25 protein-coding genes are annotated in these 26,174 nt (G+C 65.1%); 9 read left to right on the forward strand and 16 right to left on the reverse strand.

Features of this window, described 5'->3' with window-relative positions:
* Positions 1-30: 30 nt before the first annotated feature.
* From sugE to ACLL97_RS20400, 10 genes are all read right to left on the reverse strand, one after another.
* Complete coding sequence (gene sugE, locus ACLL97_RS20355) at positions 31-357, reverse strand: quaternary ammonium compound efflux SMR transporter SugE (protein ID WP_411282315.1); 327 nt, start codon at positions 355-357, stop codon at positions 31-33.
* A 31-nt stretch (positions 358-388) separates the two neighbouring features.
* Complete coding sequence (locus ACLL97_RS20360) at positions 389-1,579, reverse strand: dipeptidase (RefSeq protein ID WP_411282316.1); 1,191 nt, start codon at positions 1,577-1,579, stop codon at positions 389-391.
* Positions 1,580-1,588: 9 nt separating this feature from the next.
* Positions 1,589-1,918 (reverse strand): hypothetical protein, encoded by a 330-nt coding sequence (locus tag ACLL97_RS20365; protein WP_411282317.1) that lies wholly within the window; start codon positions 1,916-1,918, stop codon positions 1,589-1,591.
* A 30-nt stretch (positions 1,919-1,948) separates the two neighbouring features.
* Positions 1,949-3,622, reverse strand: a complete 1,674-nt coding sequence (locus tag ACLL97_RS20370) for an amidase (RefSeq protein WP_411282318.1) — start codon at positions 3,620-3,622, stop codon at positions 1,949-1,951.
* 10 nt (positions 3,623-3,632) lie between these two features.
* Positions 3,633-4,775 carry a cystathionine gamma-lyase gene (locus ACLL97_RS20375; RefSeq protein WP_411282319.1) on the reverse strand — a complete coding sequence of 381 codons (1,143 nt, stop codon included), beginning with the start codon at positions 4,773-4,775 and terminating at the stop codon, positions 3,633-3,635.
* Positions 4,772-4,969: a Trm112 family protein gene (locus ACLL97_RS20380; protein ID WP_309669902.1), complete on the reverse strand. Its 198-nt coding sequence runs from the start codon at positions 4,967-4,969 to the stop codon at positions 4,772-4,774. The genes ACLL97_RS20375 and ACLL97_RS20380 overlap by 4 nt, the downstream gene beginning before the upstream one ends.
* A 15-nt stretch (positions 4,970-4,984) precedes the next feature.
* Complete coding sequence (gene mog, locus ACLL97_RS20385; RefSeq protein WP_411282320.1) at positions 4,985-5,512, reverse strand: molybdopterin adenylyltransferase; 528 nt, start codon at positions 5,510-5,512, stop codon at positions 4,985-4,987.
* Between the two features lie 263 nt (positions 5,513-5,775).
* Positions 5,776-6,009, reverse strand: coding sequence for a GxxExxY protein (locus ACLL97_RS20390; protein ID WP_411282321.1), 234 nt, complete (start codon positions 6,007-6,009; stop codon positions 5,776-5,778).
* A gap of 120 nt (positions 6,010-6,129) precedes the next feature.
* Positions 6,130-6,714 (reverse strand): phosphoglycerate mutase family protein, encoded by a 585-nt coding sequence (locus ACLL97_RS20395; protein ID WP_411282322.1) that lies wholly within the window; start codon positions 6,712-6,714, stop codon positions 6,130-6,132.
* Between the two features lie 18 nt (positions 6,715-6,732).
* The gene (locus tag ACLL97_RS20400) at positions 6,733-6,960 is read right to left on the reverse strand and encodes a hypothetical protein (protein ID WP_411282323.1); all 228 of its coding nucleotides are present in this window, start codon (positions 6,958-6,960) and stop codon (positions 6,733-6,735) included.
* Positions 6,961-7,090: 130 nt separating this feature from the next.
* Between ACLL97_RS20400 and ACLL97_RS20405 the strand changes: the two genes are divergently transcribed.
* Positions 7,091-8,560, forward strand: coding sequence for an aminopeptidase P N-terminal domain-containing protein (locus tag ACLL97_RS20405; RefSeq protein ID WP_411282324.1), 1,470 nt, complete (start codon positions 7,091-7,093; stop codon positions 8,558-8,560).
* A 22-nt stretch (positions 8,561-8,582) separates the two neighbouring features.
* Here ACLL97_RS20405 and ACLL97_RS20410 read toward each other — a convergent pair whose 3' ends face one another.
* The 6 genes from ACLL97_RS20410 to ACLL97_RS20435 form a co-directional block, all read right to left on the reverse strand.
* Positions 8,583-10,085, reverse strand: coding sequence for a L,D-transpeptidase family protein (locus ACLL97_RS20410; protein ID WP_411282325.1), 1,503 nt, complete (start codon positions 10,083-10,085; stop codon positions 8,583-8,585).
* Between the two features lie 20 nt (positions 10,086-10,105).
* A complete protein-coding gene (locus ACLL97_RS20415; RefSeq protein ID WP_411282326.1) occupies positions 10,106-11,065 on the reverse strand; it encodes an MBL fold metallo-hydrolase in 960 nt (319 codons plus the stop codon).
* Positions 11,066-11,081: 16 nt separating this feature from the next.
* Complete coding sequence (locus tag ACLL97_RS20420) at positions 11,082-12,488, reverse strand: M24 family metallopeptidase (RefSeq protein WP_411282327.1); 1,407 nt, start codon at positions 12,486-12,488, stop codon at positions 11,082-11,084.
* 284 nt (positions 12,489-12,772) lie between these two features.
* A complete protein-coding gene (locus tag ACLL97_RS20425; RefSeq protein WP_411282328.1) occupies positions 12,773-13,384 on the reverse strand; it encodes a GNAT family N-acetyltransferase in 612 nt (203 codons plus the stop codon).
* An 18-nt stretch (positions 13,385-13,402) separates the two neighbouring features.
* Positions 13,403-14,044, reverse strand: coding sequence for a superoxide dismutase (locus ACLL97_RS20430; RefSeq protein WP_411282329.1), 642 nt, complete (start codon positions 14,042-14,044; stop codon positions 13,403-13,405).
* 17 nt (positions 14,045-14,061) lie between these two features.
* Entirely contained in the window at positions 14,062-15,429 is a 1,368-nt protein-coding gene (locus ACLL97_RS20435) for a glutamine synthetase family protein (protein ID WP_411282330.1), read from the reverse strand.
* 57 nt (positions 15,430-15,486) lie between these two features.
* Here ACLL97_RS20435 and ACLL97_RS20440 point away from each other — a divergent pair, with 57 nt between their 5' ends.
* From ACLL97_RS20440 to ACLL97_RS20475, 8 genes are all read left to right on the forward strand, one after another.
* Positions 15,487-16,272, forward strand: a complete 786-nt coding sequence (locus tag ACLL97_RS20440) for a zinc-ribbon domain-containing protein (protein ID WP_411282331.1) — start codon at positions 15,487-15,489, stop codon at positions 16,270-16,272.
* A 287-nt stretch (positions 16,273-16,559) separates the two neighbouring features.
* The gene (locus ACLL97_RS20445; RefSeq protein WP_411282332.1) at positions 16,560-19,643 is read left to right on the forward strand and encodes a GAF domain-containing protein; all 3,084 of its coding nucleotides are present in this window, start codon (positions 16,560-16,562) and stop codon (positions 19,641-19,643) included.
* The gene (locus ACLL97_RS20450) at positions 19,640-20,752 is read left to right on the forward strand and encodes an HD-GYP domain-containing protein (RefSeq protein ID WP_411282333.1); all 1,113 of its coding nucleotides are present in this window, start codon (positions 19,640-19,642) and stop codon (positions 20,750-20,752) included. Before ACLL97_RS20445 ends, ACLL97_RS20450 begins: the two co-directional genes overlap by 4 nt.
* 213 nt (positions 20,753-20,965) lie before the next feature.
* Positions 20,966-21,823, forward strand: coding sequence for a hypothetical protein (locus ACLL97_RS20455; protein ID WP_411282334.1), 858 nt, complete (start codon positions 20,966-20,968; stop codon positions 21,821-21,823).
* Positions 21,823-23,337 carry an ATP-binding protein gene (locus tag ACLL97_RS20460; RefSeq protein WP_411282357.1) on the forward strand — a complete coding sequence of 505 codons (1,515 nt, stop codon included), beginning with the start codon at positions 21,823-21,825 and terminating at the stop codon, positions 23,335-23,337. The genes ACLL97_RS20455 and ACLL97_RS20460 overlap by 1 nt, the downstream gene beginning before the upstream one ends.
* Positions 23,334-24,650, forward strand: a complete 1,317-nt coding sequence (locus ACLL97_RS20465; protein WP_411282335.1) for a sigma-54-dependent transcriptional regulator — start codon at positions 23,334-23,336, stop codon at positions 24,648-24,650. Before ACLL97_RS20460 ends, ACLL97_RS20465 begins: the two co-directional genes overlap by 4 nt.
* A gap of 189 nt (positions 24,651-24,839) precedes the next feature.
* Positions 24,840-25,253 carry a response regulator gene (locus ACLL97_RS20470; RefSeq protein WP_411282336.1) on the forward strand — a complete coding sequence of 138 codons (414 nt, stop codon included), beginning with the start codon at positions 24,840-24,842 and terminating at the stop codon, positions 25,251-25,253.
* A gap of 388 nt (positions 25,254-25,641) precedes the next feature.
* Complete coding sequence (locus ACLL97_RS20475) at positions 25,642-26,082, forward strand: MerR family transcriptional regulator (protein ID WP_411282337.1); 441 nt, start codon at positions 25,642-25,644, stop codon at positions 26,080-26,082.
* Positions 26,083-26,174: the final 92 nt, after the last annotated feature.

Raw genomic sequence — 26,174 nt, forward strand, 5'->3', positions numbered from 1 at the left:
GTGCCAAACTGGTCGCGTCGTCCGGGCGCGCTAGCTGGGCGAGGTGAGCTTGAGGCCGATAATGCCGCAGACGATCAGGGCGACCGAGACGATCCGTCCGAGGTCGCGCGACTCGCCGAACACCAGCACCCCAATGATGGCCGTGCCGACCGCACCGATGCCGGTCCAGACCGCATAGCCGGTGCCGACGGGCAGCGTCTTGAGTGCTTGCGCGAGGTAGTAAAAACTCGCGACCATCGCGCTCACGGTGAGCGCCGAGGGCACCGGCTTCCGGAAACCGTCGGCGTACTTGAGTCCGATGGCCCAGACAACCTCAAGCAGTCCGGCCACGACCAGCATCCACCAGGCGCGCGTCATGCGTGCTCCGTCATGCGTTCAGCACCGCGCGTTACCGGCCAGCCGGCGGCGTGGGCGACGACGACGGCAGCTGCTGTAGCAGGAAGTCCCGCGTGTTTTCTCCCATCACGCGCGCAATGACGTCCTGTGCCATGCCCGCCTTGAGCAGTCCATCGGTGATAGCCGCCAGGCCACGGGTATCGAACGGCGTCTGCGTGGCGCCGTCGAAGTCGGACCCCAGCGCCACGTGTGTCGCACCCGCCACCTGCACGGCGTGCATGATCGCCTTCACGATAGAATTCACGGTGGGCTCGCACACCGCGCCATCCCAGTATCCAATGCCGACGAGTCCACCATTGGCGGCGATCGCCCGCAACTGATCGTCCGTAAGATTGCGCGGACCCGGGCAGGTGGCGGCCACGCCGGTATGCGAGACCACCACCGGACGTGTGGCCATGGCGAGCACTTCCTGCACCGTCTGTGACGACGAGTGCGCGAGATCGACGATGATCCCTAGCGATTCCATGCGCGTGATCACTTGGCGCCCAAGCGGGGTGAGTCCCGCATGCGTGACACCGTGCGCGCTGGCAGCCACTTCGTTGTCGAAAAAGTGCGTGAGTCCCATCATGCGAAACCCAGCGGCGTACAACGTATCGACGCTCTCCAACCTGCCGTCGAGCGCATGCAGTCCTTCGATGGCCAACAGCGCCGACACCTGTGCCGGATCACCGGCCCGACGCTCCGCAAACTGCGCCATCTCCTCACGCGTCGTGATCAGTGTAAGCGTATTCGCTGAGCGGAGCGCGGCGGCGCGCAGTTTGTCGGCCTGATACACGGCGCGAGCGCGGAGACTCGTCCAGGTGGCGAGCGGCCAATGCTCGGCAAGCGCCAACAGCAGCACGTTGTCCGTGTCGCCTGTGTTGTGATCGTAGTTCATGCCGCGAGGCGTCTTGGTCACCACCGAGAACACCTGCAATGCCACATGACCCTCCTGCAGCCGCGGAACGTCCACGTGACCGCGCGATACGCGCTCCAGCGGATCGCGTCCCCACAGCAGCTGGTCGGCATGCATGTCAGCGATGAACAGCCGGCGATGCAACGCCGCCGCCACCGGTGACACCACCGGCACTGCGGTGCTGACCACGGTATTCATCCGACCGTCGGCAATGCGCGCGCCGACGGTGAGAAAGCCGGCGACCGCCACCACCAACAATGCCAGCAACGCAACCAGTACACGCTTCATCTCGATTCCTCAGCGCAGTCCGCGTGGCATCGGATCGCCCGACATTTCGCGCGCATTCGGCAGCGAATTCGGCACGCTCTCGCCACGCAGGTCACCACATCGGTCGATCGCCTGCTCCGAACCGGTGTCGATCGTGTCCGGCAGCGCCAACCGGTCCACGCGCATCGAATCGACTTCCGTACGCGCTTGTACCCACTCGGCGGTGCACACCGAGCGCATCGCATCGATCCGTGACAACCGCTCCAATCCAGAATCGGCCGCACGATTCAGGAACTGCCACGCCCATACGCCGAGTCCCAGCGCGCCCACGAGGCTGCCGATGGCGATGAGGCGGGACATGCTCGCCGTACGCGTTGCTTCCGGCGCCACTCACGACCCCCGCTGCGGTGCGGCGATCGGCAGGGTGGCCAGAAAGCGCGGGGCGCGACGTGCCTTCGTCGCCTGCTCGAACGCATAGGCGAGGCCGATCAAACGACCTTCACTCCACGCGCGACCGATGAACGACACACCCAGCGGCAACGCGTCGGCGAATCCCATCGGCACGGTGATACTGGGATAACCCGCCACGGCGGCGACACTCGAGTTGCCGCCGCTGTAGCGATCGCCGTTGATCAAATCGGTGGGCCACGATGGGCCGTTGGACGGTGCCACGATTGCATCGAGCGAGTGCTGGGCCATGATGGCATCGAGGCCGTCATCGCGTGACAATCGCCGGCAGGTGGCCACGGCATCACGATACTTCGCGTCGGCAAGCGAACCCATGGTCTGCGCGCGTTCCATTTGTTCCTGCCCGAAGTACAGCATCTCGGCACCGGCATTCGCGCGATTGAAGGCGATCACGTCGTCCATCGTGCGCACTGAGACGGTCGCGCCGCGCTCCGCGAGATACGCGTTCACCCCCGCCTTGAACTCGTACAACAGCACGTCGAGTTCCGCTTCGTCGTACTTGCCCACCGTGGGAACGTTGGCCGGATCGACGATCACCGCACCCGCCGTGCGCAGCGATTCGATCGCCCGCTCAAACGTCGCATCGGTCATCGGATGAAAACCGGCCATGTTGCGCGCAACACCGATGCGCGCCCCCTGCAGCGACCTCGCATCCAGAAACGTGGTATAGTCGGTCGCACTCTTGCCTGCGCTCGCCGCCGTCGCGCGATCGCGCGAATCTACACCGGTCAAGGCGCCCAGCAGCGCGGCAGCATCGGACACCGTGCGTGCCATCGGCCCTGCGGTATCCTGCGACGACGAAATGGGGATGATCCCACTGCGACTCCACAAGCCGACGGTCGGCTTGATGCCGACCAGCCCGCAGATCGACGACGGGCAGATGATCGAACCATCGGTTTCCGTACCGATACCGACCGCCGCAAGGTTCGCCGAAATCGCGCTGCCGGTACCCGAACTCGAGCCGCAAGGATTACGATCGAGCACGAACGGGTGCCGCGTCTGTCCGCCGCGCCCGCTCCATCCACTCGTCGACCGCGTGGAGCGAAAGTTGGCCCACTCGCTCAGATTCGTCTTGCCCAACAGTACCGCACCCGCCTCGCGCAAACGCTGCACGATGAACGCATCGCGCGGTGCCGGCTTGCCGACCAGTGCCAGCGAACCGCCCGTCGTCTGCATGCGATCGGCGCTGTCGATGTTGTCCTTGATCAGCACGGGAATGCCGTGCAGCGGACCTCGCACGTTGCCGGCCCGACGCTCAGCGTCACGTTCTGCCGCGATCGTGAGCGCATCCGGATTGGTTTCGATTACCGAATTGAGCGTCGGACCACTGCGATCTACCGCTGCGATGCGCGACAGATACGCCATCGTGAGCGCGCGCGACGTGAGCGTGCCCTTCGTCATCCGCGACTGCAATTCCGCGACACTCAGCTCGGCAAACGGGAAAGCGTCGGGCTGCGTACTGTCAGCGTCACGCGGGCGCTCGTCAGCGCGCGCCGCCACCGTCGGTACGAGCGTCGACATCGTCCCCACGGTGGCCGCCGCGGCCGTCACCAGCGACGACGCCACAAAATCACGTCGATCCATCCGCTTCGTCATGCCATATCCTCTACACCGCGCCGAGCGCGCGCTCGAAATCGTTCAATAGATCGCGTACGTCCTCGAGCCCGATGCTCAGTCGTACGAATCCTTCCGACACCGCGTCGCCACCCCAGCGGGCGCGACGCTCGGCGCTCGTATGCACGCCGCCAAAACTCGTGGCCTCGTACACCAGTGTGGAGGCGGCGAAGAAACGCGACACGGCGTCGGCGTCTTCCAGCGCGAAGCTGATCACACCTCCAAAACGCTTCATTTGACGCGACGCGATGGCATACGACGGATCGTCGGGCAAGCCAGGATAGCGCACACCATGCACCTTCGGATGCGCCGCCAGCATCGTCGCGAGTTGCATGGCCGTATCGCATTGCCTCGCGAGTCGTACGTCGAGCGTGGCCAACGACCGATGCGCGAGCCACGCTTCCATCGGTCCTGCGATCACGCCCATGCGTGTCCGCCACGTGCGAATGACCTCGGCATGCGAGGCATCACGACACGCCACATGACCAAGCACCAAATCAGCGTGCCCCGTCATCGCTTTCGTGTCGGACACCACGGCGAAATCGGCGCCAAGGGCGAGTGGCTGCTGCAGCAGCGGCGTGGCGGTGGTGTTATCCACGACCACCAGCGCGCCCGCCGCCTGCGCCGCCTGCGCCAAGGCCGCAATGTCGCACACATCGAGGGCGGGATTGGTTGGTGACTCGAGCCAGAGCACGGCGGCGCCATCGAGCGCCTCGCGTAAACCGTCGCCGACCGTCGGCGCCATCACCACCTTGATGCCCTGCGCGGCAAACCACGCACCGGGAAAGTGCTGCGTCGCGAGTATGCGCGTCGTGTAGTAGCTCTCGGTCGGCATGACCAGCGTGCCCCCGGGCGGCACCATCGTGGCCAACACCGCCGCTGTGGCCGCCATGCCACTCGGGAAGAGCAGGCACGGGCCACCCTCGAGCGACTCGAGCGCCTGCTCGTACGCCACCCACGTGGGATTGGAGAACCGGCCGTAGGTGAACGGCGACGCCGTCGGATCGCCGGGGGCGTGATACGGAGCGGCGAACACCGGCCCGGCCATATACGGGGTACCCGGCGTCGCGTCGGGCAGACCGGCTCGCACGACCCGCGTGCCGTCGTGCCAGTCGCGGTTGGTTGAAGTGCTCACGCCGTTGGCGGGTACTTCGCGTCGTCCAACGGCTGCGCTTCGTCGATCAGCATGACGGGAATGCCGTCCTGCACCGAGTACACCAGACGGCTCTCACGGCACACCAACACCTCGGGCGGACCCGCGTAGTACTCCAACGGTGCCTTGGACTTGGGGCAGACGAGGATCTTCAGCAGTTCGGGAGACAGGCTCATGGCACGGGCTCGCGCTTACGCGCTGGTGGGGCGAAACGGGGCGGGAGCGGCCGCGCTGAACAGCAGTCGCGGCCCTCCGATCAGGTCAATGCAATATGGGACCGCCGCCCAGACCGCGCCGAGGCATTCCTCGATCGCCGCCGGCTTTCCCGGGAGATTGATGATCAACGAGCTCCCGCGGGTGCCAGCCACCTGACGCGAGAGGATGGCCGTGGGGACGGTCCGCACCGACACCGCCCGCATCTGCTCTCCGAAGCCCGGTAGCAGCCGATCACACACCGCCACCGTGGCCTCGGGTGTGACATCGCGCGGCGACGGGCCGGTGCCACCGGTGGTCACGATGAGGGCGCAATGATGCTCGTCGGCCAATTCACGGATCGCGGCCTCGATCAGCGGCTGCTCGTCGGCCACTAGGCGGTATTCAGCCTGCCATGGCGAGGCGATCCAGCGCGTGAACACGGACTGAATGGCCGGGCCGGACTTGTCGTCGTAGACGCCCGATGACGCACGGTCGGACACGGTAATGATGCCGCAGGTAATCACGGGGGCGCCGGGGCGAACGGTGGATTCAGACAGGGAAGCTGTTCGGTGGCGAACGCTCGGAGGCTGGCGGAAGCGGGGGACCACCAGCCACGGCTGCGGGGCGACCATCGCTGCCGGGTTTTCTCAGTGCGTGAACATTACACGCTTTGGCTCGGGGCAACGACCAAAGGTTATGACGAGTCCGACGTCGAAGGTCGTGGCCTTTGAGGTATCCGAGGCGCTGGCCGACGCGCTCGGGCTCGACGCCTCTCGCGACCTTGCCTTCAATACATGACCAAGTCGTCTACCACCAAGTCCAGTCGGCGGCGGCCGACAGCGTGACCGCGAAATCGCACCACCACCAACAGCTCCCGCGCCACCGAACACCCCGCGTCGGCCAACGCGATCGCCATCGCGCGCTGGTAAATCTCCTCCGGGTGCCCATGACGACGCTTGGCGTACACCTGCCGAAACCTCGCCAGAATTCCCGCCGTCAACTCGCCGTGGAGTAGTTCCATCCCAACAATTGCCCGCTGCCGCCAGCCTCCACACGTTCGCCGCCAAACAGCGTCCCCGGCGGTATCCACCGTTCGCCACCATGGCCCAGTGCGCCACCGTAGCCTCGTTTCGTCCCACCCCTATTTGGCGACCATCCTCGCACACGACGCCAGCAGCGGCCCATCCGCAGCCCCGTACTGCGCCAGCACCACTTGCGCCGCTTTCCCATCAACACCGGGCGTGAGCACGAACATCGAGGCGTAGCTCGAGTCGCAGATATCGGACAGCGCGGGCCCCCCGAGTGCGGTCACGATCGCCGGGATGGTGTTGCTATGACCGACCACGAGCACGACACCGGTCGCCTGGCGCACCGCGGCTGCGACGTCGACGATGTGCTTCGCGCCGCTAGTAATGGTGATCACGGTGGGCGCTATCCCCGTCTTCGATGACACCACGGCCGCGGTTTCCGCCGTACGCTTGAGCGACGTCACGACAATCGCGTTGGGCGCCGTCATCGCCAACGCGTCCGCCAGCGCCTGTGCGCGCGCCCGCCCGGCGTCGCTGAGCGAGGGATCACTGCCACCCGCGGTCGACTTCTCGCCGTGACGGACCAGCACGACCAACGTCGGCTGTGCCGCGAGATCGCGCGGCGCACACACACCCGTCGCGAGCAGGAAGCCAAGCGTACCGACTACGACGGTGCCCCACGACGATCTCGCTTGCATCTCGCTCCTCGATGCGCCTCAGGCGCCTAGTTTCTTTCCCGCTCCGGCTCCGGCAATGATCAGCACGAGCCCTGCGGCGACGCCAACACCGCCAACCCACGTCGGCACGCTCTTCTTCTCCGACACCGACGCCTGCAGCGGGCCAACGTCCAGCACTTGACGATTGGTGGTGACGCTGAACCCCTGAACGAGAATGTAGCCGCCGGCCAGAACTAACAGAATGCCGAGCACGAGTGTGGCGCGCATGAGATCTCCCTTGAAGGTGTGACACACCACACTGCAGAGGTCGTGCCGAAGCGTCGCGGCTTGGCCCAGCCTCGACCCGCGCGATCCCCACGACTTGACGACCAGAGCCGCAACCGCCCCTTTTCAAGGCATGCGTACATCCTTCTGCCAATTGGCCTTCGCGCTTATTGCGCTGACGCCCGCCATGCTGCTCGCCCAGTCCAACCTGGCGATCACTCCGAAAGAGACAGCCGCCCGCCGCGAGGCGATAGCCGCCCGCATCGACAGTGGCGTCGTGATCGCCTTCGGCGGACGCGAACTGGTGCACGACTTCAGCACGTTCTACCAGCTCCCGGCCTTCCGGTATCTCACGGAGCTCAACGAGCCGGACGCGGCGCTGGTCATGGTGGTGCGCAACAAACGCCCGCAAAGCACGCTTTTTCTGACCACGCTCGACGCGCGAACGGCGTTCTACTACGGCCAGCGGCTGGACTCGACCACCAGCATGGCGAACTACGGCATGCTTGGGCGCTCGTCATCAGCCCTGCCGGCGTTTCTCGATTCGCTCGCCGCCACCGGCCTGCCCTTTTACCACGTCCCCGACGTGGAAACGATGGACTTCGCGCGCAACGACACGCTCACGCGCGGCCAAGAAGCAGTAAAGGGACTCGCCAAGCGTTTTCCCACGTTGGCGGTGCGCAACGGCATGGCGCTGGTACTCGAGGCGCGCGCCAAAAAGTCCGACGCCGAGCTCGCGCTCATTCGTCAGGCCGCCGAGATCAGCGCGGAGGGACATCGCGCCGCGATGCTCACCGCGAATCCACGACACGAGTACGAGCTGCGCGCCACCCTCGAGTACGAGTTTACGCGGCGCGGCGCGGAACGTCCCGCCTATGGATCGATCGTCGGCGCCGGTATCAACGGCACCACGCTGCACTACATGAAGGACGGAGATCCCGTGAAACCCGGCGATCTTGTGGTGATGGACGCGGCGGCCGAGTATCGCGGCTACGCGGCCGACATCACGCGCACCATCCCGGTAAGCGGCACCTACACGACCGAGCAGCGTCAACTCTATAAACTGGTTCGCGATGCGCAGGACATCGCCGAACGATTCTCGAAGCCCGGCATGAGCGTACGGGCGGCCGCCGATTCGTCCGTCGCGCTGCGCGCGCGGGGACTAGCCGCCCTCGGTCTGGTGGAAAGCGTCGACGCCGCGTTCGATCCGCCGTGGAAGGTGAACTGTGCCATCAGTCCGACGCAGTGTCGACAGTCGAATCTCTGGATGATTCACGGTATCACGCACGGGATCGGACTCGCCGTGCACGATCCGATGCAGGAGAACGGTCCCGACGGAAAGTTCGCCGTTGGTGATGCGTTCACGATCGAACCGGGGATCTACGTGAGCACGAAGGCGCTCGACGTGCTGCCCGACACACCGAAGAACCGCGCGTTCATCGCCAAGGTGCGCAAGACGGTGCTTAAATATCAGAATACCGGCGTCCGCATTGAGGACGACTACATCATCACCGGCAAAGGACTCGAGCGGATCTCTCTGGTACCGCGCGAGATGGACGAGATCGAAGCGCTCATGAAGCGGCGCGCGAAGGTCCAGCCGTAGCGCCGAGCCGTCACGTACACGCTCAAGGGCGGCGATCCGGTGCAGGATACGGATACCCGCGCTTCAGCAGGTCGCGCAACCGGCGATCATGACCGTAGATGTCGTCGTGAAAGGAGGCGGAACCGTCTTCGTAGGCGACGACGGTGGCGTATACCACATGCACCGGCACCGGTGCGGTGAGCCGCACCTGCAGCGGCGTTGTGCGATGCATCTCGGTCGCGATGCGCGTGGAATCCCATCCGGCCTGATCACGTAACAGCAGCGCGGCCAAATCCGACGGCTTTGCCAGCCGGATGCAGCCGTGACTGAAATCCCGTCGCGTTGCACCGAACAATGCCTGCGCCGGTGTGTCGTGCATATACACGTTGAATTCGTTCGGGAAAATGAATTTCACGCCACCGAGCGCATTGAGGACGCCTGGGCGCTGACGAATTCGCGCACGGCTCGCTGACACCTCCTCGAGCGCACCAAATGTTGTCGGGATCACCCGCTCGTTTGAGCCGACAATCTCGAACTCGTTGCGCGTGAGATAATCGAGGTCGCGCCGCGCCTTGGGCAACACTTCTTTCCTCGCGATGCTGGACGGCACATCCCAGAAGGGTGAGAAGACCAGGTACTGCACCGCTCCGCTGAACACCGGCGTCTTGTGATTGTATGCTTTGCCGACGACTACGTTCATGCGTAGCACATCACGCTCATGCGCGGAACGAAACGCGTACAGTTCGAACGCCGGAATGTTCACGATGATCGGCGGCACCGTGAATCGATGCGGCAGCCAGCGCCAGCGCTCAAGGGTCGTCGTGATCTGCAGCACGCGCGCATCCAGTCGACGGCGCAGCGTACCGATGCTCTCCGATGAGCCTCGCTTCCGCGTGCTATCCTGAAGCAGCTGCCGCAACTGCACCGTGTCGTCGCTCAACGCGCGATAGCGCGCGAGCGCATCGACCAGCAAGCGATAGTGTTGGTACGGCGGCTCGGCCGTCGCGAACTGCTGTGCCGCGTTCGTGGATGCCGCCAATTCAACCAACGCGGCCGGCGCGTCCCAAGGCTCGTGCGAAAATCGCAGATCAGCATGTGCGACGCGCGCGGACACGCGGCCGTACTGCAGGGAGCGCAGCGATCGAAGCGCGGCCGTGCTCAACATGACGTCGAACTCGATCACTTCTGCCTCCGTCGTCGAGGGCGGACCGACGCCGAGCGCGCGCGCGAGCACACCGAGGCGTTCGACATCGTAGTCGGACGGATCGAGTCCGCGAGTGTCGATCCGTGCCAACTCGGTGATCGTCGACAGCGCCGAAGGCGTTGGTCGCCCGCCTCGGGTCCATAGCGGCGTCCAGCCGTTCGCCGTGTACACGGCGCGCAAATCAGTCGTCACGTCGCTCAGCTGCGGCCACCGCTGCGCGATATGCCGGTTCGACCGCACGATCTGCTGCAACGCCTCCCCGAACGGACTCGAGGGAGCGCCTTGAGCGCCGAGGGCGCGCGGCTCCACCAATCCGTGCGTCACGAGAAGCACGGTCAGCACGAGACGAACGAGAAGCCGGATCATTGCTCTCGCCACCACGCTGTCATCGCGCGTTCGAGACCGCTCGTGCTCGCCATCCAGTCGCCCAGCAACGCCGGCACGCGATACGTCGCAGCCGCCTCGACCGCCGTTCGACCCGCCGCGCGCTCGCGACCAGCGTGTGCACCGAGATCATTGAGCAGGTCGAGATAGCGCGCCACCCTCACCCGCCCAGCCACGCCTCCGTGTCCCGGCACAAACGCATGCCCGGCGCGCTTGGACAACTGCGTCATCGACGCAATCAGCTGCGACGGCGTGGCGTCTACGAAGTTGGGGAACATGCCGTTCCACAACAGATCTCCGGCGAACGTGATCCCCGCGTCTTCGTCGACAATGGCCAGATCGCTCGCGCTGTGCCCGCGCAGTGGCACCAACTCCACCACACGATTGCCGAGATCGATGCGGCTCGTGCGCGTGGCATCCACGATCACCACGTCGGCGAACGCCCGCTCGAGTGCCGCGTCCTTCGGCGGGGCCACCGGACCGCCGCCAAGTGCGAGCGTACGCGTGGTATCGGTCGATCGCACCATGGGCAAGGCGCTGCCGTCACGCGCATACCCCTGTACGCCGCCGGCATGATCGAGGTGGTAGTGCGTGAGCACCACGTGCGTTGGCCAGCGCCCCGTGAGCTCCCGGCAACGCTCGGCCAGCCACGTCGCGCCGGCAGGACGATAAAAGCCTTCCACCGCGATCACGCCGTCGCGACCGGCAATGATGCCGCCATTACCGAACGTCGTGCGGTCTCCGGCCAGCGGCGTGGAGATCAGCGCCCACGTCTCGGGCCCAATCGCATCGAGATGCGCGAACGGCGTGGCGCTGACCGTGGGATGCAGCGGCGAGGTCCATCGGCGGCGTGCGCTCGCCGACGCACAAGACGACGAGAGCAAGACGTGGGCGACGCAGCCGCCCGACACCCGTAGAAAGTCACGACGCGAAGTCATGCCGAATTCTCCACCCTCACATCGCGTTGCCTGACGATTTGATCAGATAGTACGATTGCTGACGGGGTCGAAAGAAGTGGAATCCCTGCTCCGTTAGAAACGCATCGTCCTCCATCATCACGAAGAGCTTCTTGCCGTTCCACTCCGGAATCGGTGTCGCGGTGTTGAGTTCGATAGAGATATACGAGCCGAGTCGCAGTCGTGAATTCTGCGCCGTGGTATCGCTGCGTAGCGGACTGCGGAAGTCGATCGACGCGCCGAGCCCGTGCCCCTGCGTGCCGATGGGATGCGAGTACACCATGGCTTCGATGCCACGCTCCCTCATCTCGGCCATCGTGTTGGTGAACACGGCGCCGCCCGTGAAGCCCGGACGCGCGTGCCGCAACATGACCGCATCCTGCAGCGTATTCGTGTTGGCCATTGCCCGATTGAAGCTCTCCGGCACATCGCGCTCACCGGGCTGCAGCACATAAGCCATTTTCTGCCAGTCGGTGTCGAAGCCCATGTAGCTGATACCGAAATCCACGTGCACCACGTCACCGGGGCGAATCACGGTGCTCTCCGGTGCGACGGCGAGAAAGCCGCGCGAAGTCGCGATGTCTTCACCCTTCCGCTGCACACGCAGATCAGGCTGGAACCACGTGCGCACGCCAGCCGCCCCGAGCATATCGAACAGGGCCCGACGCACATCGCCTACGGTCGTGCGATTCGGCGTGATCACCGCATTCGACAGCGCGCGCTTCACAATCGCTTCCGTGACCGACACCGCGGCACGGTAGTGTTCCGTCTCCTCGGGGAGACGCGTATCGAGGTACTCCTCAATCAGATCACTGGCACTCACGAACGTCTTTTCGGCGTCTTCGCCCAGCGTTTCCGCGAGGAAGCGATAGGCATCGTAGCCCAGGGAACGCGTCTGGCCACGCCGCCCGCGAATCCCGAGACCAACCGTTGTCGGCCTGTACTGTTGATAGAGGTCACGCAGCGTGGTAGCGGGCGGACGGGGCTCCGTAAACGGGGCCTCGAAGAAGCGCGCCAGATTTTCCTCGGTGTACGCGGTGATGGCGAACTTTTTGAGCCCCTGTTCACCACCATCGACAAACACGAAGAAGTCCCGATTGCCCGTATATGGTCGGGGCGGCGCGACGTACTGCGACAGCGGGTCGTCGTGGAATTCCTCGTTCACCACGATCCACATTCCGATCTTGTGGCGCCGCATCATTGGCAGCAGCAGCGCGTGCCGCTTCGTGAGCCAGTCTTCGCGAATCGCGATTTGCTGCGACCACGGGAGCAGTGCCGCCGCTTCGGCCACGGCAAACGCACGCGACGCCACCACGGGGCGGGCGGGTGACGACTGAGCCATGGCCCGCGCCGATGGTAGCACGGCGGTGGCAAACAACGTGGCAGCGAACAGGATGGGCATCATGGCGGAGCGCTGGCGATGAAACAGGATGGACTCGGGAGACTTCACAAAGGTGGCGCGCCGCGACTCACTTGGCGATGCTTCAGGGCAGAACATCCGACCTGCAACAGCAATCGCTGGAACACGGAAACGACGGGTCACACCGCATAACACTGATAAGATGGAAGTCGCAGCGCGGTTCATCGTATCCTGTGTGGTTTCCGTCAATCCGTCATCTCCGTATTCCAGCTCTTGTTTTTGCTGTTGTTTTTGCTGTTGTTTTCAGCCGTCTCATCGCCACCCGCCGCTCACACCCCAGCCGCCAACCGCTCCGTCAGCCGTCGCTTCACGCCCGGCCAGTCCACGTCGGTGATGCCGTAGTACACGCTGTCGCGCACGAAGCCGTCGCGCACCACCATGTGTCGTCGCAGCACACCTTCGCGAATCGCGCCGAGTTTCTCCAGCGCCCGCTGTGACTGCGTGTTGCGCGCGTCGGTCTTGAATTGTACACGGATGGCACCGAGTACCTCGAACAGCTGCACCAGCTGCAGATACTTGGCCTCGGTGTTCGCCAACGTGCGCTGCGCCGCCGGCGCCAGCCACGTGCCGCCGATTTCCACCCGATGGTGCGCGCGCGAGATGTCCATCCAGCGCGTCGAGCCGATCACCACGCCCGTATCGCGCGCCACAATCGCAAACGGGACCTCGTCGCCACGTGCTGCCTGCTCGGCCGCCTGCGCCAGATAGCGCGTCACGGCGTCGGCCGACACCAGCGGCGGCTGCACCGTGACGCGCCACAACTGCTCGTGGTGCCCGGCCCACAGTAATCCGTCGGCGTGCGCAACAGTGAGCGGCTCGAGACGCACCACGCGACCCGTGAGCGTCACCGCGCGCGGATCAAATCCCGCCAGCGTGGTCACCGAACCGTCATCGAATGCTCACCGCGTGAGCTGCGCGCTGGCCACGTCCCAGTTGATGCGCGCCAGCACCGCATCGAGATAGTCCGCACGACGATTCTGATACTTCAAATAGTACGCATGTTCCCAGACATCGAGGCCCACGATCGGCAGTTCACCCTCCAGCAGCGGCGAGTCCTGGTTCGCCAGCCCGCGCACCGCGAGTCGGCTCGTCGCCGTCTTCACCAGCCACGCCCACCCCGAGCCGAACTGCGCCAACCCCGCCGCCTTGAGCGCGGCCTTGCACGCCTCAACCGTCGTGAAATCGCGCGCGATCATGTCGCTCAGCGTTCCGCTTGGCGTCGACGATGTGGCGCTCCCCGGTGCCAGCAATCCCCAGTACATCGCATGATTGGCATGACCGCCACCGTTGTTGCGAATCGCCGTTCGCACCGCTGCCGGCCACCGGCGCGTTCCCATCAATAACTCGCCCAGCGCGTACTGATGCAGCTCGGGAAACTCGTCCAGCGCCGTGTTCAGACTCGTCACGTACGCCGCATGATGGCGGTCGTGATGAATGGTCATCGTCAGCGCATCAATCGCCGGCGCAATGGCCCTCGCGTCATAGCCGAGAGCGGGCAGCACGAACGGATAGCGCTGCGCCAGCACCGAAAAAACGCTCATCGCATCTCCTGAAAAAATCAGTACTTGGCCAAATACCGCTCGAGTTCCCAGGCGCTCACCTGCTGGTGGTATTCGCGCCACTCCGCACGCTTCGCAGTCAGAAACTGCTCGGTGATGTGTTCGCCCAGTGCAACACGCAGCACGTCGTTTTTCTCCAATTCGTCGCACGCCTCACTGAGATTCTGTGGCAGATCATCGAGTCGAAGTCGGCGCCGCTCGCGGAACGACATCTCCCAGATATTCGTATTGACCGGCTCGCGCCAATCCGCGCGCGTCTCGATGCCGTCCAGTCCGGCCGCCAGCATCGCGGTGAGGGCAAGATACGGGTTCGCACTCGGATCCGGCGTGCGCAGCTCCAACCGCGTGCCCGTGCCGCGACGCTCCGGCACGCGGATCATCGGCGATCGGTTGCGCATGCTCCAGGCCACATTTACCGGCGCTTCGAATCCGGGGACGAGGCGCTTGTAGGAGTTCACCAACGGATTCGTGACCGCGCACAGCGCGCGCGCATGCCTCAGCAGGCCACCGATATAATGCAGCGCCGTCAAGCTCAGCGCCCACTCGCGCTGTGGATCCCAGAACGCGTTCTGCCCGCCCGTGAACAACGACTGGTGCGTGTGCATGCCGCTGCCGTTCTGTCCGAAGACCGGCTTCGGCATGAACGACGCAATCAGGCCGAACTGACGCGCTACCTGCTTCACGACGAAGCGAAATGTCGCGATGTTGTCGGCCGTGCGTAGGGCATCGGCATAGCGAAAGTCGATTTCGTGCTGACCATGCGCTACTTCGTGGTGCGCGGCCTCCACTTCAAATCCCATCTGCTCCAGCGCGTCCACGATCGCGCGCCGGGCGTCTTCACCGAGATCCATCGGCGCGAGATCGAAGTATCCGCCCACGTCATGGGTGTCGGTCGCCGGCCGGCCATCGGCCGTGGGCTTGAACAGGAAGAACTCGGCCTCCATGCCCGCATTCATCACGAAGCCCCGCTCGGCCGCGCGGGCCACCTGACGCTTCAACACCCACCGCGGATCGCCCTCGAACGGTGTGCCATCGGGACGGTTCACATCGCAGATCACGCGGCCCACGCGCGCCGCCGGATCCCCCCACGGAAAGATCTGAAACGTGGTGAGATCCGGCGCCAGCAGCATGTCCGATTCCTCGACCCGGACGAAGCCCTCGATGCTCGAACCGTCGAACATGATGTCGCCCTGAAGCGCCTTCCTGAACTGCGACGACGGGATCTCGACGTTCTTGATGACACCCAGAATGTCCGTGAATTGCAACCGAAGAAAGCGCACTTGGTGCGCCTCCGCCAACTCGAGGATGTCGGTGGCGGTGGCGCCCGTCAGGGCGGGAGGGACGAGGGAACGACTGTGAATCGGCACGATTCGTCAAGAAAGGAGGAGTACACGCGTGACGTATTGTAGTATTTTTCTCGTCTCATGACTCCATCGAATTCGTCCGGGGGCTCGGCCCCTGCTGCCAGCGCGGGTTTCTGCGCGGCCTGTGGTGCATCGCTCTCCGCCGGCGCCCGCTTCTGCCATCGCTGTGGCACCCCGGTCGGACAGGGACTGCCCCTCACGCGCACGCCGGCTGCCTCTGGTGGCGCCGCGTCCGTCCTTCCCTGGGGCGTCGCCTTCGTCGCGTTATTGGCCCTCGTCGCCATGGTTGCTGGCAAGAACTTCGGTGCGGCCAAGGGTTCCGGCATCGACGGCTCGGCCAACTCGCTCCCCACGCAGGCGGTTGACGGCGCCAGTGCCGCGCCGTTCGCCCAGGGCGGCGGCGGGAGCGCAGCGCCGAACATCGCCAACCTGTCGCCCAGTGAGCGCGCCAATCGGCTGTACACGCGCATCATGGAGTACGCCGAGGCCGGCAAGGTCGACTCGGTCGCGTTCTTCGCGCCGATGGCGATGGCGTCACACGAGATGCTTGAAGGGGCGAGCACCGACGAGCGCTATCATTTCGGCCGCATCGCCGAGGTGACCAACGCGCCTGCCGTTACCAAGGCGCAGGCCGACACGATCCTCCAGACCGCCCCCAACAACCTGTTGGGACTGCTCTTGGCCGCCCGCGCCGCCCGTATGACCGGCGACAACGCAGGCGCGAAAGCGTTCGACCAGCGGCTGCTGAAGGCGCTCGCGCCGGAACTCGCCACTCGGCTGCCCGACTACGATATGCACCGCGCCGAGATTGAACGCGCGGCCGAAGACGCACGCAAGCCCAATTAATTGAGCGTCCGGTACCGTCATTCCCGGCGATGTCCGTGATCTGGCAATTGCCGACGCTGGAGATTCGTGGTACGCTATGACACGAGCGCCGCACTCCGGCTGGTGGAGTGAGTGATAGCGGTTCGTGGCCGAGACGCGCTGGCGCATACGATGGTGTATGTCCGCACGATCAACCCGGTGTGCATCATCCGACCGGTAGAGGTCGAGTTCGCGGACTGATCCGTGAGGAGTGGGTATCGGTCGTGAGCGTTCCCCCGCCGGTTGTTCCGCCCGGGTCGCTTGGTGACATGCTGCCTCAACGCATCCCCGACCTGCTGACGCGGCTCGTGCGGGACCTCGCCAACAGCACGCTGACCACTCGTGCGCTGTATGAGCGGTTGGCCGAAACGGCGCGCGAGCTCGTCGAAGCGTCGAGCGCCTGCGTCCTCGAGCTCACCGAGCAGGGCGTCCGTGTGGTCGCCCCCACGGGCGTCACGCCACTGGTCGACGGGTCCTCCTTCCCGATGGCCCAAGCGCCGTCGCTCTGTCGCGAGGTACTCGACAGCCGCCGTGCCCGCGGCCTCAACGACGGAGCCAATGATTTGCGCGTGGACCCGTGCTTTCGACAGTCGCTCGAGGTCCGGCAGTTAGCGCTCGCGCCGATCCTGCTGGCCGGTGACGTGACCGGACTGCTCGCCTGCATCAACACCGCCCACGACGGCTTCACCGACGCCCACCTCGCCCTGCTCGAACTCGTTGCCGCCTACGGCGCGATGGTGATGCGCAGCAGTGCGCTGGTGCGACAGGCGGAGGCGGCGGCCAACGACGCCCGCGCCCGTGCCGAGGATGCCGCCCGCGCCGCCAACGTAAATGCCATCCTGGTGAAGACCGCGCGCTCGCTGGCCGACGCCACGACACCCGCCGCGCTCTATGACGGGCTGGCCGACATCCTCGTGCAAAAGCTGCGCGCCGACGGATTTGCGGTCTATGCCGCCGATCCCCAGCTCAAAACAGCGCGCTTCGAACATCAGTGGGGGGTGGCCAGCTTTGCCCGTACCCGCATTGAGTCGGCGTTCTGGCGAACGCGCCTCGGCGACGTGGTCCTCAGCGCCACGCCGATGTTCATCGAGGACCTCACCGCCGAGTCCAACCTCGACGACATCGGCCGCGCGCTCGTGGACGCCGGCGTGTACGCGCTGGCACTGCTCCCGCTGGTGCTCGAGGAACGCGCGCAGGGCGTCCTCGCCATTCGCTATCTGGGCGCACGACGGTTCGACGACGGCGAGCGCGAGCTGCTCACCAACCTCGCCACACAGGTTGCCCTCGCCTTCCGCAACATGGTGCTGATGGGTGAGCTCGAATGCCGGGCCGATCGCTTCGCCCTGCTCGCGCGTGCGCAGCAGCAACTCACGCAGCTCACCAGCGAGGAGAGCCTACCTCAGGCGATCGCCGAAGCTGTGCATCTCGTGATCCCGTGTGATGCGATTGATGTCCTGGCGATAGGCGCCGAAGGGCTGCAGCGCGTGTTGCGCATGCAGGCTGGACAGGTGATCTCGACCGACCCGGTCACAATCACGAAAGAACGACTGGCCACGTCCACAGCGCAGACCGGCGTCCCTCGGCTAGCCTCGCATCTATCCGCCGGACCTGATGTAGCCCGCGGTACAATGGAACTCTGCGCCGCGGTACGCTTCGGCCAACGAAGTGCCGGCGTAATCCGACTCTTGGGCGCCAAGCGTGACGCATTCGTGATGCAGGACCTTGACCTCCTCACCATCATCGCGCGCCACGCCGGCACCGCCGTGGAAACCGCGCGCCTCTTCACGCTGCAGGAGTTCCAACGTCAGCGCGCCGAAGGCGCCGCCGAACTCGCCCGTGTCACCCTGCAGGCTGTAACACTGGCCGACGGGGCGACCGAACTGTTGGAGGTGCTCGATCGCTTCGTGCCCTCGATCGGCAAAGCGATCGGTGTGGCCCGGGCACGCGATGGACACATCGAGTATGTCGCCGCCAGTGGCACGCTCGACGTGTTCAAGGGACAGCGACCAGCCGGATCCAAAGGCGTCAACGACGTCGCGCCCGATGGTCGGCCCACCGAGCTCTCAAGTCTCCGCGATGTGGCTCCGGCCTCGGTCGCCGATTCGCTCCCTGACGAATGGGCGCTGGCCGTCCCGCTCACCGCGCGCGACCGCAGCCTCGGCATTCTGTTGGTCACGGCCCCACGCACCGCGCCGCTACGGCCCCGCGATCGCATCACGCTCGAGCGGTTGTCCGCGTCCCTCGCGTTGGCCCTCGATGCGCTGCTGCTCGACGAAGAAGAGCGCCTCGCCCGCGAACGCGAGCAACTGCTCGCCACCGCGCTCACCACCATCGACCACCCGATTTTCATTCTCGATCGCGTCGGCGTGCGTTACGCCAATCCAGCCGCCGCGCGCGAGTACGGGTGGTCGCAAGTGGAGCTCATGGAAATGCAGTTTGAACAGCTCGTGGCCGGACACGATTCGCGCGAAGGCATGCGCGAAGCCGACGGTTTGCTCGAAGCGGGCGTGAGTCTCTCGCACGACGTGCACTGGCGGCGAGACGGCAGTGACTTCCCAGCGGCCGTCACGGTCAGTCCGCTCGCTGGACACGACGGCGAACTGCTTGGCCAAGTCGTGAGCGTGCGCAACGTCAGCCAGGACCGACGGCTGGAGGAGCAGCTTCGGCACACCGAAAAGATGGTCGCGCTTGGCGAGCTGGTGGCCGGCGTGGCCCACGAAATCAACAACCCGCTCACCGGCATCTCCGCCTTCGCGCAGATCCTCCTCGAAGAGGACCTCGGCGACGATCAACGCGAATCAGTCCAACTGATCAAGCAGGAAAGCGATCGCGCCAAGACGGTCATCAAGGATCTGCTTCTGTTCGCCCGCACCACCGAGCGTGGCGCCGGTCCGGTCAATATCAACGAGGTCATCGAGCAGACGGTGCGCCTCCGCGCCTACCCGCTGCGCAACGCCGGCGTCCAGGTCGAATTGCAGCTCGACCCAACCGCCCCTCGCATCAGCGGCGACTCACAAACGCTGCAGCAGGTCCTGCTCAACGTCTTCGGCAACGCCGAGCACGCCATGCGGGATCGGGAAGTACGACGGTTGGTGGTCCGTACCAGGCGCGACGACGACTGCGTGATCATCACCGCCGTCGATACCGGCGTCGGCATGACGGCGGACGTGCGTCGACGCATCTTCGAGCCATTCTACACCACCAAACCGGCCGGCGTCGGGACAGGCCTCGGCCTCAGTGTCAGCTACGGTATCATTCACGCGCACGGCGGCACGATCGGCGTCGAGTCCGAGCCCAATGTGGGGTCGACTGTCACCATCGTGCTGCCGGCCATGCCTCCCGATCATATATGACCAGTCTTCCGGTTCACGATTCGATCGAGGCGATCGAGGCCGCCGGTGCCGCGCTCGCGCAAGATTCGATTCGCCGCATCCTCGTGGTGGACGACGAGTCCACGATCCGGCTGGCGCTGAGTCGCTTTTTGCGCACGCGCGGCTTCGAAGTCGAAGTTGCCGATTCCGGCGCCGCTGCGCTCGACCTGCTGGGCCGCGAGCGTTTCTCCTTGATGCTGTGTGATCTCCGGATGCCCGGGATCAGTGGCCTCGACGTCGTCCCGCGCGCCCTCGCCCTCGACTCAGACCTCGGCATCATCATGCTGACCGCCGTGAACGACGCCGCCAGCGCCACGGAGGCCCTCTCTAGCGGGGCCTTCGACTACCTCACGAAGCCCGTCGAGCTTCCCGATCTGCAGGCGGCCGTCGAGCGGGCGATGATGCGACGGGTTCGTAGCGTCGAACGGCGTGCCGTGGACCGTCTCATTCGGGAGGAGGTCGCCCTGCGCACGGTGCAGCTGGAGCGAGAGAAGGGGGCGCTCCGCCTGATGACGGTGAGCGTGGCCGAGACGCTGATCAATGCCATGGAAGCGAAGGACCTGTACCTGCGCGGGCACTCGCATCGGGTGGCGGAAATCGCCGCCGCGATCGCTAGGCACCTCGAACTCGAAGCGGCCACGGTCGACTCCATCCATACGGCCGGCCGTCTGCACGACGTGGGCAAGATCGGCATTCGCGAAGCGGTGCTCAACAAACCGGGCCCGCTCACCCACGAGGAATTCGCGCATGTGAAGGACCACGTGCTTATCGGCCTCGACATCCTCTCACCCCTCATTCACCTGGGCGACGCCCTGCTCTTCATTCGCGACCATCACGAGCATTGGGACGGCGGCGGCTACCCGTATGGGCGGGCGGCGCAGGACATCACCATTGGCGGGAGGATTCTGACGGCGGCCGATGCCTTCGACGCCCTGACCTCGCAGCGCGCCTATCGAGAGCCGATGTCGGCCGACACCACCCTCGATTACCTCCGTACTCAGACCGGACGCCTGCTCGAACCGCGCATTTTCGACGCCCTGCATGCCGTCGTTCAGGGCGGAGCCGTCGACGGAATTCCACGGGTGAAGTAGCGGGATATGGCACGGGAGTGCGCCGAACGCTTGACTCCCACGCTTTTTGTATGTACTTGGTCGTGCTGTTCAGCAGCACACGAAGTCTTGAGTATCGCGTTCTGCGTCACCGCAGCCGGTGTATGAGCCGATGGGGACGACGACCGCGTTCGAACTTTTCCGAGGAGAGGGGGCGTCATGCCGCGTGGCGACGAGATTGGGAAGCTCCATCTGATGGAAGACGACTTGGATGATGTGGGCTACGGCCGCTCGTCGTACGACGAAGATGACGAGGATGGCTACGGCCTCCCCTCCGAAAGCGGCGAATCCCTCTGGGATAGTGCCGAGGACGAGGACGAGGACGAGGACGACGATGACGAGGGCGACAGCTTCGAGGAGGAGCTGACCGAAGACGAGGACGACGAAGACGACATCTTCAGTCGCCCCGTGCGTCGTGGTCCCGGTCGTCCGCCCAAGAATCCGGGCGCGCCGAAGCCGGCCCCGAAGCCGAAAGCAGCCAAGCCGGAGCCCAAGGTGGACCTGCCGGAGGTGATCGACGAGATCGATGACATCGAGGATCTCGAGGGGCTCGATGACGACGATACCGAATCGAATGCCGACGCCCCGGAGCCGATGAAGGCTCCCGCTACGCCGAAGGCCGCCAAGGCTTCCAAGGCTCCAAAGGCTCCAAAGGCTCCAAAGGCTCCAAAGGCTCCCAAGCAGCCTGCGGCACCCAAGGTGCAAGCGCCGGCCGCTCCCCCGGCGATGCCGACGGCGAAGCCGGCTCCGAAGGCCCCCGCTAAGGCGCCGGCCAAGAAGGCGGCCGTAAAGGCGCCGGCCAAGAAGGCGGCCGTGAAGGCGCCGGTCAAGAAGGCACCCGCCAAGCCCGCCCACAAGGCCGTTGCCAACAAGGCACCGGCCAAGAAGGCACCGGCCAAGAAGGCACCGGCAAAGGCGGTCAAAAAGGCGCCGGCGAAGTCAGTTAAGAAAGCGCCGGTCAAGGCAGCGCCGAAAAAGACCGTCAAGAAAGCGCCGACGAAGGCCGTCAAGAAAGCCGCCAAGCCCGCCAAGAAGGGCGCGAAGCGCCGGTGATGCCGCACGACGAGCAGCCGCCGATCGCGCGGCGGCTGCTCGACGCGCTGCCGCTCACCATATGGTCCGTCGATCTCGACGGACGCATCACCGCGGCGAACCGCGCGTGGTCCAAATTCGCGACGGAGAACGGAGCGTCCGGGATCGCCACGGAAGCGGCGGTTCTCGGGCGTTCTGTGTTCGAAAGTGTTAACGACGACCCCGCGCGCGAGCAGATCGAGCGCGCCATGGCGCTGCTGCGTGCGCGGCGCGTTCCGGTCGTCCGCTGGGAGTTCCCCTGCAACTCCCCCGATGAGGAACGGGTGTTCCTCATGCAGGTCACCGCCATCGACGACGGGCAGGAGGTCTCCGGCTTCGTCTTTTCGACCGTGGACATCACACCGAGCCACCGCTCGCGTGAAGCGCTGATTAACACCGGCATTGCCCTCGCCGAGGCGATCTCGCTCGACCGAGTCTACGAGGAGGTCGCGCACCAGCTGCTCCGCGCCGTGCCCTCCACGGGCTTTGTGATCGCACTCGCCGACGACGACACCGCTGAATTTCGCATCACCCACCGGCAAGGCTACGACGCGCACTCCAACACACAGCTCGAAGTCCGCCTGCTGCGCACGTGGCTCGATGCGCTGGCCACGGGAAACGTCACCCGGCAGTCCACCAACGTCGGCCTCGAGATCACCGCCCCCCTGATTACCGCCGAAGGCGTGCTCGGTGCGATCACCCTCTACGCCGAGCCGATCGAGTCCGAGCAATCACTCGAGGAGGCTGAACGCGTCCTCGCCGTGATCGCCGCCCAGACGGCCGTGGCCATCGAACGGGCCTGGCTCGTGCGGCGCGTTGAGTCGAAACGCCGACTCGAAGCGATCGGGGAAGTCGCCGCCGGCGTCGCCCATGAGCTGCGAAATCCGCTGTTCGGCATCTCGTCCGCCGCTCAGCTGCTGCAGTTCCGAGCCAAGGAAGATCCGGTCGTCGTGAAGAACGTCGGTCGCATCCTGCGCGAAGTCGAACGCCTCAACCGCATGGTCACGTCGCTGCTCGAGTTCGGCCGACCCAACGCCGTGCACCTTGTGCCCGCCGATCCCGAAGCCGTCTGGGATGACATTCTCGACGGTGAACGTGCCCGGCTCGAGGCGCGGCAGCTCACGATCCGCCGCCTGCGTCCGGAGCTCCCCGTACGCAGCCTGATCGACCTCGAGCAGCTCGGGCAGGTCTGCCGCAACATCCTCGTGAATGCCTGCGACGCCGCCCCCGAGGGCTCGGAACTCATGTTGCTTTCGCAGGTATCGCCCGTGGGTGGCTGGCGCTGCCGGTTGTCGAATGGCGGGCCGGCGATACCGCCCGACGTCCTCCCGCATGTGTTCGAGTTTTTCTACTCGACCAAACGGGGCGGGACCGGCATCGGCTTGGCACTCTGTCAGCGCATCATGGACGAACACGGCGGCACCATCAGCATTGACAGCGTTCCCGAAGCGGGCACCACGCTCACCCTCACGCTTCCCCCCACGGCGGCCGCGTGACGATATCGCTGCTCGTCATCGACGACGACGAGTCGGTGCGCTCGACGCTGGTCGAATTCTTCGAGACGTTCGGCTACACCGCACGTGGCGCCTCGACCGCCACCGAGGGTCGACGACTCGCCGCCGAGCACGCGCCCGACGTCGTCCTCCTGGATCTGCGCCTCCCTGACGCCGACGGGGTACGGGCCCTCGAAGCGCTGCGGGCGGATGATCCCGACCTCGCCGTCATCGTGCTCACCGGCTATGCCGACGTGCGGACCGCCGTCGCCGCGATGCAGCATGGGGCCGCCGACCTGCTCGAAAAGCCAGTCGATCTCGAGCTACTGGCCGCCGCCGTCAGTCGCGCCGCGGAGCGCAGCCGACTCCGCCAGGAAGTGGCCCTGTTGCGCGCGCACGGGCGCGACGACGCGACACCACCGGTGATGGCGCCCACGGTTTCCGATCTGATCGATCTGGCCGCTCGGAACCCCGAGGCGCCGATCCTGTTGCAGGGAGAAACGGGCACCGGCAAAGGGTACATTGCAAGACAAATTCACGATCGTTCGGTTAGAAACCAATCGCCGTATGTGGAAATCAATTGCGCATCCCTCTCCGCAACGTTTTTTGAAAGCGAGTTGTTCGGGCACGAACGAGGAGCATTCACCGACGCCCGGCAGGCCAAGCGCGGCCTACTTGAGGTAGCCGGTGAAGGGACGGTGTTTCTCGACGAGATCGCGGAACTCAGCCCGGAAGTCCAACCGCGATTACTCAAGGTGTTGGAAGAACGGACGTTCCGGCGCCTTGGCGGTACCACGACGCTACGTTCAGCCGCTCGGGTGGTCGTCGCCACGCACCAGTCGCTGGCCGACGCAGTCGCCGAACGGCGCTTTCGGGCAGATTTGTATTACCGCCTGCAGGTCCTCACGATTACACTGCCGCCATTGCGGGAGCGACAGGACGAGATCCTGACGATGGCGATGGCGATGCTGCCGAAGGGAAGTTCTCTTACGAACGAAGCGGAGGATGCTCTGGCTGTCTATCGCTGGCCAGGAAATATCCGCGAGCTCAAGAACACCATCTGGCGAGCCGCCATCCTCGCCGAAGGGCGGCCCATCGAACCCGCGCACTTGGGGCTCGCCCAAGCCGCCGACCCTCCGACGGTCACGTCCGCCCCGACCACCGAGCCGCGCACTCTGGAGCAAGCCGAACGTGCGGTCATCCGCCAAGCACTGACGGCGAGTGGGGGGAACCGCACCCATGCCGCCCGCATCCTCGGAATCGCTCGATCCACGCTTCTTGAGAAGCTCAAGCGATTTCCCCCCGACATCGCGTAGCAGTCACGAGGTCATGACTGCTCACCGGATATCACTGACCGGAATTCGGGCGATGCCACCCGCTCCCGACTGGATGTCCGACAGCAGCGGCGAGCAGTCTTGTGACATGAACGTCGGCTAACTCTCTGATGCGCAACACGTTCATAAGCACGGCCCGATCTCGGCCCGCTTCTCGCTAGACACCGAAGCATGATCAAGATGTCCGAGACCGCCAAATCCGTGCTCATCGTCGAAGACGAGCAGTCCATCCGCGACATCCTCGTAGAGCTGTTTGAAGTCGAGGGTAATTCCGTCAGTTCGGCGGAGTTGCTTCCGGAGGCGCTCGAACGGCTGCGAACGCAGCGCTTCGATTTAATCGTCACCGACCTCCGGCTTGGCGGCAAGCGTGATGGCGGTCTGCAGGTGATGGCCCTCGCGGGCATGCTCTCGCCCGATGCCATGGTCTTGGTGCTCACGGCGTATCCCGACGACTCCAATCGGCAGGCGTCTTTCCGCCTCGGAGCATTGCATTTTCTCGAAAAGCCGGTCGACCTCGCCACGATAGCACAGCACGCTGCAATCGCCGGCGTGCGTTCCGCCTTCGCACCAGCGGTCCGCGAGTAACCGATCCACGCCGTCCTGCAGTGTGGTGATAATCAGGTAGGGCAGGCACAGTCACGCGACTGCGCCGACACAATCGTCAGGTCGTCCCGGTGGGTGGTGGGTGATACTGGGGAGTGTCACACGGGCGGCCTGGCGAGTCGGCGAAGTCGCGTGATCGGTGTCCAAACATCAGTGCGGGAATTGGTTCCGACGTCGGCGTTTGCTGTTGTGTCGGCGCGCCAATACTGATGTCGGCGAATTGGGGTCAGCACACGGCCGCGATCCAGCGTATATTGCCCTCCCCATGGCCGAGTCTCCCGTCCCACTTCTGCGCGCTCACGCGCGAAATGCCCCGTGGAATGCCCGCGGGCTGGCGGCACACGCCGCTGCTCTGGTGGATTCTGCCGGAATGAAGCCTACGAATGCGTCTGCGCGGGCCATGCCCAGCGCGCGCGCGGTGCGTTTCTACGTCGCCAACGGCCTGCTCGATCGACCGGAAGGCGCCGGCACGGCCGCCACGTACGGCTATCGGCACTTACTGCAACTGCTCGCTATCAAGATCCGTCAGCGCGAAGGCCAAACGCTCGACGCGATCAAGAAGGAAATGCGGGAAGTCACCGGAGATGCGCTCGAACGGCGCGTCGCGACGTCACTCGCGCCAGCGCTCACGTTGCAGATGGATTCCACCGCGCCCAAGCAGAATGGCGTGGCCAGCTGGCGACACGTGCCCATCGCCGATGGCGTGGAATTGCACGTGCGGGACGATTCGCCGGCCGCCCGCGACGACCTGCTCGTGGCGCTCCGCGACATGCTTCGCAACACGCTCGGCCGGAACGACTTCGGGACCTGATGCACGGCGCCCGTTGTTGATCCTGCAGGTCGATACGCCGATGTTCATCTTCCCGTTGCATTCAATTTCGCTGCGTCTTCTCCGCGATGCGT

It is taken from the genome of Gemmatimonas sp. (genome assembly GCF_046594945.1).
Classification (GTDB): domain Bacteria; phylum Gemmatimonadota; class Gemmatimonadetes; order Gemmatimonadales; family Gemmatimonadaceae; genus Gemmatimonas.

What these genes read in the sequence shown, in the direction of transcription:
- sugE (WP_411282315.1), bottom strand. Translation starts at nt 357, where the DNA reads ATGACGCGCGCCTGGTGGATGCTGGTCGTGGCCGGACTGCTTGAGGTT.
- ACLL97_RS20360 (WP_411282316.1), bottom strand. Translation starts at nt 1,579, where the DNA reads ATGAAGCGTGTACTGGTTGCGTTGCTGGCATTGTTGGTGGTGGCGGTC.
- ACLL97_RS20365 (WP_411282317.1), bottom strand. Translation starts at nt 1,918, where the DNA reads ATGTCCCGCCTCATCGCCATCGGCAGCCTCGTGGGCGCGCTGGGACTC.
- ACLL97_RS20370 (WP_411282318.1), bottom strand. Translation starts at nt 3,622, where the DNA reads ATGACGAAGCGGATGGATCGACGTGATTTTGTGGCGTCGTCGCTGGTG.
- ACLL97_RS20380 (WP_309669902.1), bottom strand. Translation starts at nt 4,969, where the DNA reads ATGAGCCTGTCTCCCGAACTGCTGAAGATCCTCGTCTGCCCCAAGTCC.
- ACLL97_RS20390 (WP_411282321.1), bottom strand. Translation starts at nt 6,009, where the DNA reads ATGGAACTACTCCACGGCGAGTTGACGGCGGGAATTCTGGCGAGGTTT.
- ACLL97_RS20395 (WP_411282322.1), bottom strand. Translation starts at nt 6,714, where the DNA reads ATGCAAGCGAGATCGTCGTGGGGCACCGTCGTAGTCGGTACGCTTGGC.
- ACLL97_RS20400 (WP_411282323.1), bottom strand. Translation starts at nt 6,960, where the DNA reads ATGCGCGCCACACTCGTGCTCGGCATTCTGTTAGTTCTGGCCGGCGGC.
- ACLL97_RS20405 (WP_411282324.1), top strand. Translation starts at nt 7,091, where the DNA reads ATGCGTACATCCTTCTGCCAATTGGCCTTCGCGCTTATTGCGCTGACG.
- ACLL97_RS20415 (WP_411282326.1), bottom strand. Translation starts at nt 11,065, where the DNA reads ATGACTTCGCGTCGTGACTTTCTACGGGTGTCGGGCGGCTGCGTCGCC.
- ACLL97_RS20420 (WP_411282327.1), bottom strand. Translation starts at nt 12,488, where the DNA reads ATGATGCCCATCCTGTTCGCTGCCACGTTGTTTGCCACCGCCGTGCTA.
- ACLL97_RS20430 (WP_411282329.1), bottom strand. Translation starts at nt 14,044, where the DNA reads ATGAGCGTTTTTTCGGTGCTGGCGCAGCGCTATCCGTTCGTGCTGCCC.
- ACLL97_RS20440 (WP_411282331.1), top strand. Translation starts at nt 15,487, where the DNA reads ATGACTCCATCGAATTCGTCCGGGGGCTCGGCCCCTGCTGCCAGCGCG.
- ACLL97_RS20445 (WP_411282332.1), top strand. Translation starts at nt 16,560, where the DNA reads ATGCTGCCTCAACGCATCCCCGACCTGCTGACGCGGCTCGTGCGGGAC.
- ACLL97_RS20450 (WP_411282333.1), top strand. Translation starts at nt 19,640, where the DNA reads ATGACCAGTCTTCCGGTTCACGATTCGATCGAGGCGATCGAGGCCGCC.
- ACLL97_RS20455 (WP_411282334.1), top strand. Translation starts at nt 20,966, where the DNA reads ATGGAAGACGACTTGGATGATGTGGGCTACGGCCGCTCGTCGTACGAC.
- ACLL97_RS20460 (WP_411282357.1), top strand. Translation starts at nt 21,823, where the DNA reads ATGCCGCACGACGAGCAGCCGCCGATCGCGCGGCGGCTGCTCGACGCG.
- ACLL97_RS20470 (WP_411282336.1), top strand. Translation starts at nt 24,840, where the DNA reads ATGATCAAGATGTCCGAGACCGCCAAATCCGTGCTCATCGTCGAAGAC.
- ACLL97_RS20475 (WP_411282337.1), top strand. Translation starts at nt 25,642, where the DNA reads ATGAAGCCTACGAATGCGTCTGCGCGGGCCATGCCCAGCGCGCGCGCG.